At 33.5% G+C, this 18,171-nt stretch carries 6 protein-coding genes; all 6 read left to right on the plus strand.

What is annotated here, in order from left to right; translation table 11 throughout:
* The first annotated feature begins 32 nt into the window (after positions 1–32).
* Positions 33–1,685: a DNA repair protein RecN gene (gene recN / locus AABJ49_RS11765; RefSeq protein WP_338378474.1), complete on the plus strand. Its 1,653-nt coding sequence runs from the start codon at positions 33–35 to the stop codon at positions 1,683–1,685.
* A 6-nt stretch (positions 1,686–1,691) separates the two neighbouring features.
* Positions 1,692–2,213 (plus strand): hypothetical protein, encoded by a 522-nt coding sequence (locus AABJ49_RS11770; protein WP_338378475.1) that lies wholly within the window; start codon positions 1,692–1,694, stop codon positions 2,211–2,213.
* A 12-nt stretch (positions 2,214–2,225) separates the two neighbouring features.
* A complete protein-coding gene (gene fabV / locus AABJ49_RS11775) occupies positions 2,226–3,413 on the plus strand; it encodes an enoyl-ACP reductase FabV (protein WP_338378476.1) in 1,188 nt (395 codons plus the stop codon).
* A gap of 374 nt (positions 3,414–3,787) precedes the next feature.
* A complete protein-coding gene (locus tag AABJ49_RS11780) occupies positions 3,788–8,641 on the plus strand; it encodes a fibronectin type III domain-containing protein (RefSeq protein ID WP_338378477.1) in 4,854 nt (1,617 codons plus the stop codon).
* 141 nt (positions 8,642–8,782) lie between these two features.
* Positions 8,783–12,820: a T9SS type A sorting domain-containing protein gene (locus AABJ49_RS11785; RefSeq protein ID WP_338378478.1), complete on the plus strand. Its 4,038-nt coding sequence runs from the start codon at positions 8,783–8,785 to the stop codon at positions 12,818–12,820.
* A gap of 126 nt (positions 12,821–12,946) precedes the next feature.
* Entirely contained in the window at positions 12,947–18,040 is a 5,094-nt protein-coding gene (locus AABJ49_RS11790; protein WP_338378479.1) for a fibronectin type III domain-containing protein, read from the plus strand.
* Positions 18,041–18,171 lie beyond the last annotated feature (131 nt).

Raw genomic sequence — 18,171 nt, forward strand, 5'->3', positions numbered from 1 at the left:
TTGCTTAAATTTGAAGCTTATTTATAAACTACATGCTTCAATCATTATATATTAAAAACTACGCACTTATTGAATCGCTAGAGATTAACTTCTCTACAAATTTCTCTATTATTACAGGGGAAACTGGTGCTGGAAAATCTATCTTGCTAGGTGCTTTAGGGTTAGTGCTAGGAAATAGAGCTGATTTATCTACACTAAAAGACAAAGAACAGAAATGTGTTATCGAAGCTCATTTTTCAATTTCAAATTATAATCTTAAACAATTGTTTGAATCTTTGGATTTAGATTATGACGATAATACAATAATCAGAAGAGAAATTCTTCCAACAGGAAAATCTCGTGCTTTTGTAAATGATAGTCCAGTTAATTTGCAAGAACTTCAAGAGTTAGGGAATTACTTAATTGATATTCATTCGCAATTTCAAACTAGAAACATAATTAATGAAGAATATCAAATTGATTTATTAGATAAAGTTGCTAATAATGAGTCTGTTATCCAAATTTTTCAAACGGAATTGAAGAACTATAAAGCTTTTCAATCAGAATTAAAGAAAATTATTTTCGAAAAAGAAACATTAGGAAAAGAACAAGAATACAATTTGTTTTTGTTTGAAGAATTAGAAAAAGCCAAACTTAAAGTTGGTGAACAAGAAGACCTAGAAGCCGAATCAGAAAAACTGAACAACCTAGAATTTTTGAAAGAAAATTTAAGTAAAGTTATTGCTATCTCAAACCAAGAAGAAATCGGACTTTTAGCAAATTTAAAAGAAGTAAAAACGAGTTTACAAAAGATTGCACCTATTTCTTCAGAGTTTAATGATTTACATGAGAGAATTACGGTTTCTCTTATTGAAATTGAAGATATCATTGCAGAAAATGAGTCATTAGCTGAAAAGTTAATTGATGATCCAACTAGAACAGAATTAGTAAATAATAAGCTGCAAGCTATTTATGATTTACAGAAAAAACATCAGGTAAATTCGATAGAAGAGTTGCTTCAAATTCAAGAAAATTTAGAACAAAAAGTAGTTAAGTTTGATGATATTGATTCCTTGATTAAAAAGTTAGAAAGTAAAATTTCAGCCTCAAAAGAAACATTAGACAAACAAGCTTCAATAATTACTCAAGCTAGACAAAAAGCGTCTAAAATATTCATTACACAAATCACTCAAATCATAACGCAATTAGGAATGCCTGATGCTCAATTTGAGTTCGAAATCACAGCAACAGAAACATATAACAAGTTTGGAAAAGATCAAATAAACTTATTGTTTTCAGCCAATAGAGGCTCAAAATTAGAACCTATAAAAAAGGTAGCTTCTGGTGGAGAAATGTCGAGAATAATGTTGGCTATAAAAGCTGTTTTAACGGATTATTCAAAATTACCAACAATACTATTTGATGAAATTGATACAGGAGTTTCAGGTGAAATTGCTTTAAAAATGGCAGAAATCATGAAAATAATGAGTGATAAAATGCAAGTATTTGCCATAACACATTTGCCTCAAATTGCATCAAAAGGAAATCAGCATTACAAAGTATTTAAAATCACACAAAATAACGATACTATTTCTGAAATTAAGTTACTAACAGATGACGAAAGGGTAGTGGAGATTGCAGAAATGCTTTCAGGTAAAGATATTTCAGAATCAGCAATCAATCACGCAAAAGCACTTTTAAATTAAGTAAATATGGATAATTTAGCCTATTATGAAAATCAGTTTATCAAAGCAGATGCTTTAATTTCTGAAGGAAAAGTTTCAGAAGCAAAAGAAATTTTAGAAGAAATTTTGGAGCAATGTCCAGATTTTGGTAAAGCTCATAATCATATTGGTTGGATTTACTATAATAAATTGAGTAATTATGAAAAAGGTATTTTTCATTATAAATTGGCAATGAAATTTGATCCAAAATATGCTGCTCCTTATTTAAATTATACTTATCTTTTGATTGATATTGGAAGATATAAAGATGCAAAGGAGCATATAGAAAAATCATTTAGAACGTTAGAAAATTTAGATTATGCTACGTTTTACAGTGAATTAGGAAGAATAGCAGAATTGGAATTTGATTACTTGGAAGCCTATAAAAATTATTCTTTATCAAAAAAACATGCCTTCAATCCACAGTTTATAGATAATATGAATATTAATAATAAAAGAGTTTATGATAAAATGTCTATTTTTGAAAAGTTAAAAGTAAAATTTAAATAAAAAATATAAAAGATGATTATAGAACCAAGAATGAGAGGATTCATTTGTTTAACAGCACATCCAAAAGGTTGTGAACAAAATGTAAAAAATCAAATTGAATATGTAAAATCGAAAGGAAAAATTGATGGTGCAAAAAAGGTATTGGTAATTGGTGCTTCAACAGGTTTTGGATTAGCTTCTAGAATTGCAAGTGCTTTTGGTTCTGATGCTGCTACAATTGGAGTTTTCTTTGAAAAACCACCGCAAGAAGGAAAAACAGCTTCTCCAGGTTGGTATAATTCAGCTGCTTTCGAACAAGAAGCAACTAAAGCTGGTTTGTATGCAAAAAGTATCAATGGAGATGCATTTTCTGATGAAATAAAAAGACAAACTTTAGATATGATTAAAGCTGATTTAGGTCAGGTTGATTTAGTAATTTATAGTTTAGCTTCACCGGTAAGATTACATCCAAAAACGGGAGTTTTACATCGTTCAACTTTAAAACCTATCGGACAAACTTTTACAAATAAAACTGTTGATTTTCACACCGGAAATGTTACAAATGTTTCAATTGAGCCAGCTAATGAAGAAGATATTGAAAACACGGTTACAGTAATGGGTGGTGAAGATTGGGCAATGTGGATAGAAGCTTTAAAAAATGAAAATTTATTGGCTGATGGAGCAACAACAATTGCATATTCTTATATCGGGCCAACATTAACAGAACCAGTTTATAGAAAAGGAACAATTGGTCGTGCAAAAGATCATTTAGAAGCAACTGCTTTTGAGATTACAGATAGTCTAAAAGACCTTAACGGGAAAGCTTATGTTTCTGTAAATAAAGCATTAGTTACTCAGGCAAGTTCAGCTATTCCAGTGATTCCTTTATATATTTCGTTATTATACAAATTAATGAAAGAAGAAGGAATACATGAAGGTTGTATTGAGCAAATTCAACGTTTGTATGCTGATAGAGTTTTTACAGGAAAAGAAATTCCATTAGATGAAGCAGGAAGAATCAGAATTGACGATTGGGAAATGCGTGATGATATTCAAGAAAAAATTGCAGTTCTTTGGGAAAAGGCAACTACAGAAAACTTACCAGAAATTGGTGATTTGGCCGGTTATAAACAAGATTTCTTAAATTTATTTGGTTTCGGATTTGAAGGAGTTGATTATTTAGCTGAAGCTGATGAAATGGTTCAAGTATCAAGTATATAACACGAACCTAATAATTTATATAAAACTCACAATTTCTTTGTGAGTTTTTTTTATTTTATTTACATTTTTTTTAATGATTAGGTAAAGTTATTTGTAATTTATTTCTTTAAATTAAATTGAATGAAAATTAAAAAATTTTCTCTAAGTAATTATGATTTCATGGTTTAAGTTGTTGTTTTTTAGGTAGTTGTTTTTGTTTTTTTGATTATAAAAGATTATTCACATAAAAATTTTATAACTTTTTAATATTTTTATGTGATAAAATCATTTTCAAGTAATTTTTTTAAAGTTAACTATTTAATAATAAACTAAATTGCATAGCTAAGTCATGGAATATTGACATGCAATATAATTAACTAACAAATACCATTAAAATGAAAAAAATTACCTTATGGTTATTTCTACTATTAGCGTGTAGTCAAATGAATGCGCAGTTGTGGAATATTACAACCTGTGGAACTGGTGGTTCATTAACTTACGGACCAATGTATAGTACCAGTGCAGTAAATGCAAATAACAGAACAGCTGTTATTTACCCTGCTTCTCAGCTTACAGGCATTGTAGGTCAAAACCTAACTACAATGTATTTTAATAGAACCACTGCAACTGGTTCAATGGCAGGAACACCAAATTTTAAAATCTATCTGAAAGAAGTTACTGTTACTGATTTTGGTTCAGGTGCGATAGATTGGGCAACTCAAGTAAGTGGTGCAACATTGGTGTATGACTCAAACCCTGCTACTGCAGTTGGGACTGACGCTGGTTGGAAAATGTTTACACTGTCGACAAATTTTTTATATTCAGGTCAAAATTTAGCAGTTTTTTATGAATATATTAATACTACTGCAAGTGCTTCCATTTCATGGAATTATGAATTTACTACACCATGTGCAAATACGTCTAATAATAATACTACAAAATATAGTAATAATACAACAGGTACTTTAGCAACTTCTCTTGGTTCGTCAAATTATAGAAGACCTATGATAGGTTTTGATTTTGTTGTTTCTTGTAATGCTCCAAACACAATAATTTCTTCAAATTTAATGAGTACATCTATTGATGTTGCATGGACAGAAAACGCTATTCAACCTCAAAACGGTTATGAATATTACAATTCAACCACAAATACAGCTCCAGATGGAACTACGACACCTACAGGTACTACAACAACTGGAGTCACATCAGTTTCTTTGTCTTCATTAACACCAGCAACTAACTATTATTTCTGGGTAAGAGGTAATTGTGGAGCTACAGACAAGAGTATTTGGGTAGGACCCTTATCATATACCACACCATGTATAGCATATGTTGCACCATTTTCAGAAAACTTCGACAGTTTGCCTTTAACATCTCCTTATACAAGTTTGCCAAACTGTTGGGAACAACAAGTTGGTCCTGACTATTGGGATGTTACAAATGATGTAACAAATAGTGGTCACACCTATTTACCAAATATTGGAGATCATACAACAGGTACTTCAAACTATATGTGGATTGATGCTTCGGGTGATATTACTGCAAATGAAATGGTTTCTCCTAATATTGACTTAAGTGGTTTAACTTCTCCTTATGTAGGTTTTTGGTTCGCTTCTAATAATGTTGATAATGCTATTAATCATACTATTAATTTAGATGTTTGGAATGGTACATCTTGGATAAATATAACTTCTTTATCAGGAAATTTTGCAACTTGGGTAAAAGTAGCGGGTGTTGTTCCTTCAACTATACCTTCTATAACGAAGTTTAAAATTTATGCTACTGCTAATCCAGCAGGTACAACTGCAGATTATTACTTTAATGATTTAGGTGTAGATGATTTTTTTGTTATTGAAACACCAACTTGTGTTGAACCAGTTAACTTATTAGCATCTAATTTAACTTCTAGTTCAGCAGAAATAAGTTGGACTTTAACAAGTTCAGCTTTAAGTTCAAATATTGAATATGGTATATCTGGATTTTCTCAAGGTTCAGGTACTATGATTAATGGAGTAACAACTAATCCATATACCTTAACAGGTTTAAATTCAAATACAACTTATAGTTTTTATGTACAATCTAATTGTGGAGCTACTGATGGATTAAGTATTTGGGCAGGTCCATACATTTTTACTACTCCTTGTGCAGAAGTTACAGATTTTAATGAAAATTTTGATACATCACCAACTGGCTCAGGTAACTTGCCTGCATGCTGGAGTAAATTAGGAACTAGTACAATAGTTTATAATCAAACTGGATCGACAGCACCTATGTCGCCTTCTAATAGGCTATACATGAGTATCTCTACGACTACAACAGCTTTTGCTATTATGCCACCAGTTTCTAATTTACAAGCAAACACGCATAGATTAAAATTCAAAGTTTATTGTACTACTTCTAATAAAACTATGAATGTTGGTTATTTTACTACTCCAGGTGATATAAATACTTATGTTCAAATTGCTTCTTTTCAAATGCAAGGAACAACTGTTGCTTCTACAGAAGAATTTACTGTTATCCCAACGGGTATACCTGTAGGTGTTAAACAATTGGTTTTTTCAATTCCATCAGGAACATCAACAACTCTTTATATCGATGACGTGAAATGGGAAATAAATTCTTCATGTGTAGAACCTACAGCTCTATCTGCAACTATGATAACAAATTCAAGCGCTACACTTGGATGGACTAATGGTGGACCTGAGACAATGTGGGACGTTCAATATGGTTTAGCAGGTTTTAATTTAGGAACAGGAACAATGGTTAATGGCTTAACATCAAATCCTCATGTTTTGACAGGTTTAATTGCTAACACTTCATATGAGTTTTATGTAAGAGGAGTTTGTACTGGGCCGCAAAATAGTTCATGGTCAGGTCCTTATGTTTTCAAAACACAATGTGGAGATGTTACAGAATTTTTTGAGACTTTTGAAGGTTACCCTACAGGAACAGCAAATCCATTGCCAGATTGTTGGGGAGAATTAAATACAGGAACCGGTAATTCCTATATTACTACTGGAGCTACAGCACCGATGTCTCCTTCAAATAGGTTATATATGACTGCTAGTGGAACAACTCCTACTGAAACTTGTGCCGTTTTACCAGCTGTTTCCAATTTACAAGCAAATACACATAGACTAAAGTTTAAAGTATTTTCTTCTTCAGGTACAGATAGAGTTGTAGCTGTGGGATATTTGACAGATCCATCTGACTTAGCTACTTTTATTCAATTAGAAGAGGTAAGTATTCCAGGAACTGCAAGTACGACTACTCAAGAAATTACTGTTGTTCCAGGGATACTGCCAGCAGGTGTTAGTCATCTAGCCATTAAAAATGCAGGTCACCCAACAGGAACTACAATTATTTATATAGACGATGTAAAATGGGAAGCAATACCATCTTGTGTGGATCCGAACATCAATTTGATTACAACAAATTTAATTACAAATAATTCAGCGAATATTTCTTGGGTTGAAGCAGGTACTGCAACACAGTGGGAAATAGAGTATGGGGCTCCAGGTTTTGTTTTAGGTTCAGGAACAATTGTTTCTGCACCAACAAACCCATTTGTTTTAACCGGCTTAACTGCTAATACAACTTATGATTTTTACGTAAGAGCAGTTTGTAATACAACAAGTTCAAGTCCTTGGGCTGGTCCTTTAACATTTAAAACTCAATGTGATGATGTAACCGAATTTTCAGAGAATTTTGATACTTATCCTACAGGAACTGCAAATCCACTAGGTAATTGTTGGGCAAAAGGAGGTAATGGTTCTGTTTATTTGACTACTGGAGCTAATTCACCTATGTCACCAGCGAATAGAATTTTTATGTTTGCTAGTAGTACTGCTACACCTAATACGGTTAGTTATGCAATCATGCCACCAGTATCAAATTTACATGCAAATACGCATAGACTTAAATTTAAAGGTTTTGCAACTGCTATGGATAGAGTTGTACAAGTTGGATACTTAACAGATCCTAGTGATGTTAGTACCTTTGTACAAATTGAAGAGGTAGCACTTGCTTCAACTGTAATAGCAAACACACAAGAATATACTGTAGTTCCAACTACTATTCCAGCTGGAGTTAAACATTTAGTCTTGAAGAATCCAGGTTTTGCATCTGCATCAACAACTATGTATATAGATGATGTGATCTGGGAAACTATACCTGCATGTCCTGAACCATATGTACCTTCAGCTACAAATATTACAGCAAGTACTGCTATTTTAAACTGGACTGAAATGGGTGCAGCGACAACTTGGAATATTGAATATGGACCTACAGGATATACTCAAGGTTCAGGAACATTAATTTCAGGAGTCAATACAAATCCATACACATTAATTGGATTAACTTCCGCTACTACTTATGATTATTATGTTCAAGCTGATTGTGGAGGCACAAATGGAGTAAGTACTTGGACGGGACCATTTACTTTTACTACACCTTGTACAGCTTTTTCAGCTCCATATACTCAAAATTTTGACAGTTTAGCATTGGTAAGTCCTTACACAGCATTACCTAATTGTTGGGAAACTCAGGTTGGACCTGATTTTTGGGATGTAACTAATGGTACAACTAATTTGGCTACTTATTTAGCAGGTTTTGTGGATCATACTACTGGAACAGGTAATTTTATGTGGATTGATGCCTCATCAAATATTACAGGAAACGAAATGGTAACTCCATTAATAGATTGTAGTAGTTTAACAAATCCTTACGTAGGTTTTTGGTTTGGATCAAACAATGTTACAAATGCCATTAATCATACTATAGCTTTAGATGTATGGGATGGTTCTGCATGGTTAAATATAGCAATGCAGACAGGGAATTTCACTACATGGGTTGAAGTTGGAGCAGCTATTCCTTCAACTGTACCTACAACAACTAAATTCCGTATTTATGCTATTGCAAATCCGAATGGTACAGGTACCGATTATTTTCAAAATGACTTGGGAGTAGATGACTTCTTTGTTACGGAAGCTCCTGTAATGTCTGTTGATAATTTTGATGCATCAAATTTTAAAGCATATCCAAATCCAGTTAATGACATTTTGAATTTATCTTACTCGTCAGAAATTACTTCTGTTAGAGTGATTAACTTACTAGGGCAAGAATTAATTTCTAAAAATGTAGGCAATACTACTGCTCAAATTGATATGAGTAGTTTATCTGCAGGAACTTATATTGTTAATATAATTATTGATGATTTAGTTAAATCAATAAAGATCAATAAAAAATAAAAATTATAACACTTTATAACTATTATGTGAAAAACCGCTTTCGAGCGGTTTTTTTTATAGAGATGATTAAATTATAGATTAAATTGCGCGTTAATTACTGTTTAATAAATTTACTAACAAGTCACTAACAAACACAAAAAAATGAAAAAAATTACTATTTGGCTTTTTACGCTCTTTGCGTTTACCCAAATGAATGCGCAATTATGGACTATAAATACATGTGTGACATCAACATCAACTGCTTACGGTCCAATGTATAGTACAACAACTGCAAATGCAAATAACAGAATGGCTGTTATCTATCCTTCTTCTCAGTTATCTACGTTAGTAGGTCAGACATTGAACTCTATTTATTTTAAAAGAGCCACTTCTTCTGGTGCAATGACAGCTGGTGCAAATTTTAAAATTTATGTAAAAGAAGTTACTGCAACTGGTTGGGGTTCAGGTGCGCTTGATTGGGCAACAGCTACAACAGGAGCAACACTCGTTTATGACTCTGACCCTTCTACAATTGTAGGTAATACAGCAGGGTGGAAATCATTTCCTTTTTCAACTAATTTTGTGTACACAGGAACTCAAAATTTAGCTGTTTTTTTTGAATACTACAACCCGACTGCCAGTACTTCAATAACATGGGAATATGAATATTTTGAACCATGTATTGATGGAAATAATACTAATTCTTCAAAATACAATAATAATACTACAGGAACTTTAGCTACTTCTTTAGCAAGTTCAAATGTTAGAAGACCTGTAATAGGTTTTGACTTTATAACTACTTGTTATTCCCCAACTACATTAAACACTTCAAATCTTACACCTACAACTGCAGATATTATTTGGACTGTAAATAGTGCTCAACCAGTTAGTAGTTTTGAATATTATAATTCAACATCAAGTGCATCTCCATATCCCACTACAATTCCTACAGGAACAACTGCGACAGGAGTTACATCTGTTACTTTATCATCATTAAGTCCAGGTACTACTTATTATACATGGGTAAGATCTGATTGCGGAACTGACGGTAAGAGTATATGGATAGGCCCTGCAGTTTATACAACAGTATGTGTTGGCGTTCCAACTTTTACAGAAAGTTTTGATTCTACTCCTACGGGAACTGGAAACTTACCAAATTGTTGGAGTAAACTAGGAACTTCGAGCAACGTATATGTAAGTGCTAGTTCGTCATCAGCTATGTCGGCACCTAATAGGTTATATATGAATATAAGTGCAACAACAACTGCTTATGCAGTTATGCCATTCCTTTCTAATTTGACATCAGGTACACACAGACTAAGATTTAAGGTTTATTGTTCAACAACTAATAAAGCTATTAGTGTAGGTTATTTCTCTACACCAGGTGATGTGAGTACTTATATTGAAATTAATCAATTTCCTATGCAAGGAACTAATGTTGCGTCTACAGAAGAGTTTATAGTTACACCTGTAGGCATTCCAGCTGGAGTTGATCAACTAGCATTTAGTATTCCAAGTGGAGTTTCAACAACTTTATATATTGATGACGTAATTTGGGAAGCAATTCCTTCTTGTATTGATCCTGACGCTAGTTCATTTGCCACAAATTTAATTACAAATAATTCAGCTACTATTTCATGGGTTGAAGCAGGAACTGCTACTCAATGGGAAATTGAATATGGAGCTCCAGGATTTACACAAGGTTCAGGCACTGTAGTTGCTGCATCAACTAATCCATTTGTGTTAACAGGTTTAACTGCTAATACAAATTATGACTATTATATAAGAGCAATTTGTAGTACAACGGATTTAAGTCCTTGGGCTGGTCCATCAAATTTTAAAACCCAATGTGATGATGTAACCGCTTTTATTGAAGATTTTGAAGGTTATGCTACGGGAACATCAAATCCCTTACCAGATTGTTGGGGAGAATTGAATACAGGAACAGCGAATTCTTATATTACAACAGGAGCTACAGCACCAATGTCGCCATCTAATAGATTGTACATGAGTGCTAGTGGAACTATTCCTACAGAAACATGTGCTGTTTTACCACCGGTTTCTAATTTACAGGCAAATACACATAGATTGAAGTTTAAAGCTTATTCTACTTCTGCAGGAAGATTTCTAGTGATAGGATATTTATTAAATCCAAATGATCTAACTACTTTTATTCAATTAGAAGAGGTTAATATTCCAGGAACATCAAATACAGACACTCAAGAATTAACAGTAATTCCTTCGGGAATACCTGCTGGAGTTAAACATTTGGCAATTAAAAATGCAGGTCATCCATTAGGTACAACAATTGCTTATGTTGATGATGTGATTTGGGAGCCAATACCTTCATGTTTAGAGCCAAATGCTGTTTCATTTGCAGCAAATTTAATAACAAATAATTCTGCTAATATTTCATGGATTGAAGCAGGAACAGCAACACAATGGGAAATTGAATATGGAGCTTCAGGATTTACACAAGGTTCAGGAACAATAATTACTGCATCAACTAATCCGTTTGTTTTAACAGGTTTAATGTCTGATACTGTCTATGATTATTACATTAGATCAGTTTGTAGTACTACAGATTCAAGTACTTGGTCTGGGCCTTCAGTATTTAGAACACAATGTGATGCTGTTACTGAGTTTTCTGAAAACTTTGATTCTTATCCTACAGGAACCACAAATCCTCTGCCAGATTGTTGGAATAAAGCAGGTACATCAAATGCTTATATTGCAACAGGTGCTACTGCTCCAATGTCACCATCTAACAGAATGTATATGTTTGGTAACGGTTCAGTTGCTCCACCAACTGTTAGTTATGCTATCATGCCGGCTGTATCAAATTTACAAGCAAATACTCATAGACTGCGATTTATGGCAGTATCTTCATTAGTAGATAGAGTATTACAAGTAGGATATTTAACAGATCCAAGTGATGTAAATACTTATGTCCAATTAGATGAAATTATTCTACCAGCAGGTGTAGCTAGTTTTGCGCAATCATTTACAATTGTGCCTGGTGCTCTTCCTGCAGGAGTTAAAAATTTATGTTTTAGAAATCCAGGTATTTCAACAGCATCGACTACATTATATATTGACGATGTAATATGGGAAGCTATACCAGCATGTCCGGAACCAACAACATTGATGGCTGCTAATATAACATCAAACTCTGCTGAACTAAGTTGGACAGAAATGGGTACGACGACAACTTGGAATATTGAATATGGACCTACAGGATTTACACAAGGCTCTGGAACATTAATTTCAGGAGTAAATACTAATCCTTATATTCTTGGCTCTCTTACTTCATCAGTTACATATGATTTTTATGTACAAGCTGATTGTGGTAGTACAAATGGAACTAGTACATGGACTGGGCCGTATACATTTACTACACTTTGTGTAACCAATATGGCTCCTTATTTTCAAAATTTTGATAGTTTGCCATTAGTTTCTCCTTATACTGATATGCCAAATTGTTGGGAAGCTCAAACAGGTCCTGATTATTGGGATGTAACTAATGATGTAATAAATGTATCACATACTTATTTGCCAAATATAGGAGATCATACAACAGGAACATCAAATTATATGTGGATAGATTCATCAGGTGATATTGCTGGAAATGAAATGGTTACGCCATTAATTGATATGAGTGGATTAACTTCTCCTTACGCAGGTTTTTGGTTTGCATCAAATAATACTGATAATGCTATAAACCATACAATTGCTTTAGATGTTTGGGATGGAGCAGCTTGGTTAAACATTGCGATGCAGACAGGAAATTTCACAACATGGGTAGAAGTTGGAGCAGCGGTACCTACAACAGTGCCTTTAATCACTAAATTCCGTATTTATGCTATTGCTAACCCAGCAGGTACGGCTACAGATTATTATTTCAATGATTTAGGAGTTGATGATTTCTTTGTTGTGGAAAACACAACTGCATCAGTTGATAATTTTGATGTATTAAATTTTAAAGCATATCCAAATCCAGTTAATGATATTTTGAATTTATCATACAGTTCTGAAATTACTTCTATTAGAGTAATTAACTTATTAGGACAAGAATTAATTTCTAAAACTGTAAATAGTAATTCTACTCAAATTGATATGAGTACTTTATCAACAGGTACTTATATTGTCAATGTAGTAATTGATAATACAATCAAAACAATAAAGATTAATAAGAAGTAAGATTTTTTGCATTTTTATCATATTTTAATGAAAAAGCCACTATTATTAGTGGTTTTTTTTGTTTTTTACCTTAAAAATGATTAAATTGGCGTCTAATTAAGATTTTATTAACAAATACAAAAAGAAATGAAAAAAATTACGATTTGGCTCTTTGCCTTATTAGCGTTCACTCAGGTGAACGCCCAACTATGGACTATTAATTCTTGTTCTAACTTAGGATCAACCACTTACGGTCCGATGTATAGTACTTCTACTGCTAACGCGAATAATAGAACAGCTATTATTTACCCTTCAGCTCAATTGGCTACTTTAGCAGGACAAACCTTGAACGCTATGTATTTTCAAAGAAGTACTACGTCAGGTTCAATGGCAGGAACGCCTAATTTTAAAATATACTTGAAAGAAGTTGCTTCAACTGATTGGGGTACAGGTTCACTTGACTGGACTACTGAAACTACTGGAGCAACTCTTGTTTACGATTCAAACCCAGCTACTATTGTGGGAAGTGATGCAGGATGGAAATCATTTCCTTTAACAACTAACTTTTTATATTCAGGAACACAAAATTTAGCTGTGTTTTTTGAATATCAAAACTCAACTGCGAGTAGTTCAATTTCATGGAATTATGAATATACTTCTCCATGTGCTGACACTTCGAATAATAATACAACTAAATATAACAACAATACTACAGGAAATTTAGCAGCATCTTTGACTTCTTCGAATTACAGAAGACCGTTAATAGGATTTGACTACGTTGTTTCTTGTAATGCACCTAATACTTTAGTGTCTTCAAATTTAACAACATCATCTGTTGATATTGCATGGACTGAAAATGCTATACAACCTCAGAATGGATATGAATATTATAACTCTACCTCTAACACTGCTCCAGATGGAACAACAACACCAACTGGAACTACTGGTTTAGGTGTAACAACAGTTTCATTATCTTCATTAACACCAGCTACTAATTATTATTTCTGGGTAAGAGGAAATTGTGGTACCGCTGACAAAAGTATTTGGTTAGGTCCAATTAGTTATACAACTTTGTGTGTTGACGTTGCTTCTTTTGTTGAAAATTTTGATACAACTCCTACTGGAACAGGTAATTTACCAACTTGTTGGAGTAAAGTCGGAACATCAAACAATGTATATGTAAATTCTGGAGCACTTGCGCCAATGTCTCCCTCTAATAGGTTATATATGAATATATCTAGTAGTACAACAGCATTTGCGGTTATGCCACCAGTTTCTAATTTACAGGCAAACACACACAAGCTGAAGTTTAAAGTATATTGTACAACCACAGGTAAAAGTATCAGTGTAGGTTATTTTACTACACCTGGAGACGAAACAACTTATGTTGAAATTAATCCATTTCAAATGCAAGGAACAAATGTTGCTTCAACAGAAGAATTTACAGTAATTCCTAACAATGTACCAGCAGGTGTGAAACAACTAGTTTTTTCAATTCCATCAGGAACAGCAACAACTCTTTATATAGATGACGTGAAGTGGGAAGTAAATTCGACTTGTATTGAACCTTCAGCTTTATCAGCATCAATGATTACGACTACAGATGCAACACTTGATTGGACAAATGGAGGGCCAGAGACAATGTGGGATATCCAATATGGTTTAACAGGTTTCTCAATAGGTTCTGGTACCATAGTTAATGGTGTAAGTTCTCATCCCCATGTTATTTCTGGTTTGACAGCTAATACTTCTTACCAGTTTTATGTTAGAGGTGTTTGTACAGGGCCAGAAAATAGTTCATGGGCAGGACCTTATCAATTTAAAACACAATGTGCAGATGTTACAGATTTTGTGGAAAACTTTGAAGGTTATGCAACAGGATCTTCTAATCCAGTACCAGATTGTTGGGGAGAGTTAAATGTAGGAACTGGTAATTCATATATTACTACAGGAGCAAATGCACCAATGTCTCCTGCTAACAGATTATACATGACAGCAAGTGGAACAGTACCTACAGAAACATGTGCTGTTTTGCCTTCTGTTTCAAATTTACAAGCCAATACACATAGGTTAAAATTTAAAGCTTATTCATCATCAGGTACTGATAGATTTGTAGCGATTGGATATATGATAGATCCATTAGATATCAATACTTTTGTTCAATTGCAAGAAGTAAATCTTCCGGGGACAGCATTATCGACTACTCAAGAATTTACAATTGTCCCTATAGGAATACCTGCTGGAGTTAAACATTTGGCAATTAAAAATTCTGGTCATCCTTCAGGAACTACAATAGCTTACATAGATGATGTAACGTGGGAAGCTATTCCAGCTTGTCCTGAACCAACATCGCCATCGGCTACAAATGTTACATCAAGTACAGCTGATTTAAGTTGGATTGAAATGGGAACTGCAACTACATGGAATATAGAATATGGTCCAGTAGGATATACGCAAGGTACAGGTGGAACTATTGTTTCAGGAGTTACATCAAACCCATATACATTAAGTGGATTAACGCCTTCAACTACATTTGATTATTATGTACAAGCTGATTGTGGTGGAACAGATGGAACAAGTGTATGGGTCGGTCCATTTACCTTCTCAACTTTATGTACATCTTTTGTTGCTCCATACTTTGAAAATTTTGACAGTTTAGCTTTAACATCTCCTTATACAGATTTGCCGAACTGCTGGGAACCACAAACTGGTCCTGATTATTGGGATGTTACTAACGATGTAATTAATACAGGTCATACTTATTTGCCAAATATAGGGGATCATACTAGCACCACTGCAAACTATATGTGGATTGATGCTTCAAGTAATATTACAGATAACGCAATGATTTCACCATTAATTGACATGAGTGGATTAACGGTTCCTTACGCAGGTTTTTGGTTTGCGTCTGATAACACGACAAATGCTATTAACCATACAATTGCTTTGGATGTTTGGGATGGTTCTGCATGGCTTAATATTACTACAGAGTCTGGTAATTTTACGGGTTGGGTAGAAGTAGGAGGAACTGTTCCTTCAACGGTACCAACTACAACTAAATTTAGAATATACGCCATTGCTAATCCAGCAGGAACGACTTCTGACTATTATTATAATGATTTAGGAGTTGATGATTTCTTTGTAATGGAGACACCTACTTGTATTGCTCCTTCGTCTTTAACAGCAACAAATATTACTTCAAATTCTGTTGATTTAGGATGGACTGAAAATGGTACAGCAACTGTTTGGGATATAGAATGGGGACTTTTTGGTTTTACACCAACAGGAACTCCAAATATTACTGGAACAACTACAAACCCTCATAGTTTAACTGGTTTAACTTCAGACACAGAATACAGTTTTTACGTTAGAACTGATTGTGGCGCTACTAATGGACAAAGTATTTGGTCAGGACCGTTTAATTTCACTACCTTAATTTCATGTCCAGCTCCAACAGCATTAAATGCTTCTAATATTTTAACTACATCTGCAGACTTAAGTTGGACTGAAAATGGTACAGCTGCAATTTGGAATTTAGAGTATGGGCCAGTTGGTTTTACTCAAGGTACAGGTGGAACATTAGTGAACGGTTTAACAACTAATCCTTACACATTAACAGGATTAACCGCTGCTACAACATATGATTTTTATGTGCAAACAGATTGTGGAACAGCAGATGGTTTAAGTGTTTGGGTAGGACCCTATTCATTTACTACTGCTTGTATACCATTTGTGGCTCCATATTTAGAAAATTTTGATAGTTTAGCTTTAACATCTCCTTATACAGATTTGCCAAACTGTTGGGAACAACAAGTTGGTCCTGACTATTGGGATGTTACAAATGATGTAACAAATAGTGGTCACACCTATTTACCAAATATTGGAGATCATACAACAGGTACTTCAAACTATATGTGGATTGATGCTTCGAGTAATATTACTGCAAATGAAATGGTTTCTCCATTAATTGATATGAGTGCATTAACTACTCCTATTGCAGGTTTCTGGTTTGCATCGGATAATACAAATAACACAATTAATCATACTATTGCTTTAGATGTTTGGGATGGATCTGCTTGGTTGAATATCAAAACAGAAACAGGAAATTTCACAGGTTGGGTTAAAGTTTCTGCCCCAGTTCCTTCAACTGTACCAGTAATTACTAAATTCCGTGTTTATGCTATAGCTAATCCAGCGGGTACAACCTCTGATTATTATTTTAACGATTTAGGAGTTGATGATTTCTTTGTAGAAGAGGCACCTACTGTAGCTCCTTCTTGTGCAACCAATATTGTCGCAACACCAAACGCTACTTGTGGAAATGAACCAACAGTAATAACTTGGGATGCAACACCTTTAGCTAGTGGTTATTATATGACAATTGGAACTACAACAGGTGGTAATGATGTATTAGATAATGTAGATATTGGAGGTTCTCCAACTTATTCATTTGTTGGTTTAATTAATACTACATATTATTATACGATTACACCTTACAATCCTCAAGGTTCTGCGGTTGGATGTACAGAGCAAAGTTTTATGACATTTGCAACTGGTTGTTATTGTGTATCAAATCCAACATCAAATGACGGTTCAGGGATAACAAATGTTCAATTAGGAACTACAGATTTTCCAACTGGTGATGTTTTCTATTTTGATCACTCTGCCACAGCAGTTTCATTTGCTCAAGATAGTAACGTAAATACTCAAATTACATTTGAGACATCAATTTACGATTATGATGCTCATATATGGATTGATTTTAATGATGACTATATTTTTGATGTTTCAGAAATTGTTTATTCGGGTGTATCAGGAACAACAAGTCCTAATACTTTAAATGCATCGTTCTTATTACCTGCAACCGCACCATTAGGAACTCATAAAATGAGAATTGGAACAGCAGATACTGGACAGTCTACAGCAAATCCATGTTACTCAGGAAGTTATGGTGTTACTTTAGATTTTTCAATAAATGTTACACCGTTGTTAGCAACAGGTAATTTCGATACTGCTAGTTTTGTAGCTTATCCAAATCCAGTTAATGATATTTTAAATATATCATATTCTTCAGAGATTACTTCTGTGAATGTAATTAACTTATTGGGTCAGCAAGTTATTAGTAGAAATGTTGGAAGTACTTCAACTAAAATTGATATGACAAACTTATCAGCTGGAGCTTATATTGTTAATGTTTCAATTGGAAACGTAATAAAAACAATAAAAGTAATTAAGCAATAATTGTTATTAATATATAAATATTTTAAACTGCTCCTTTTAGGAGCAGTTTTTTTTATGTTTTTAACTAAAAAATAACACAATTTAAATAAATTTTGTTATATTAGTGGATTATATTTATTTAACTATTAATA

The sequence above is a fragment of the uncultured Flavobacterium sp. genome, from assembly GCF_963922255.1.
Classification (GTDB): domain Bacteria; phylum Bacteroidota; class Bacteroidia; order Flavobacteriales; family Flavobacteriaceae; genus Flavobacterium.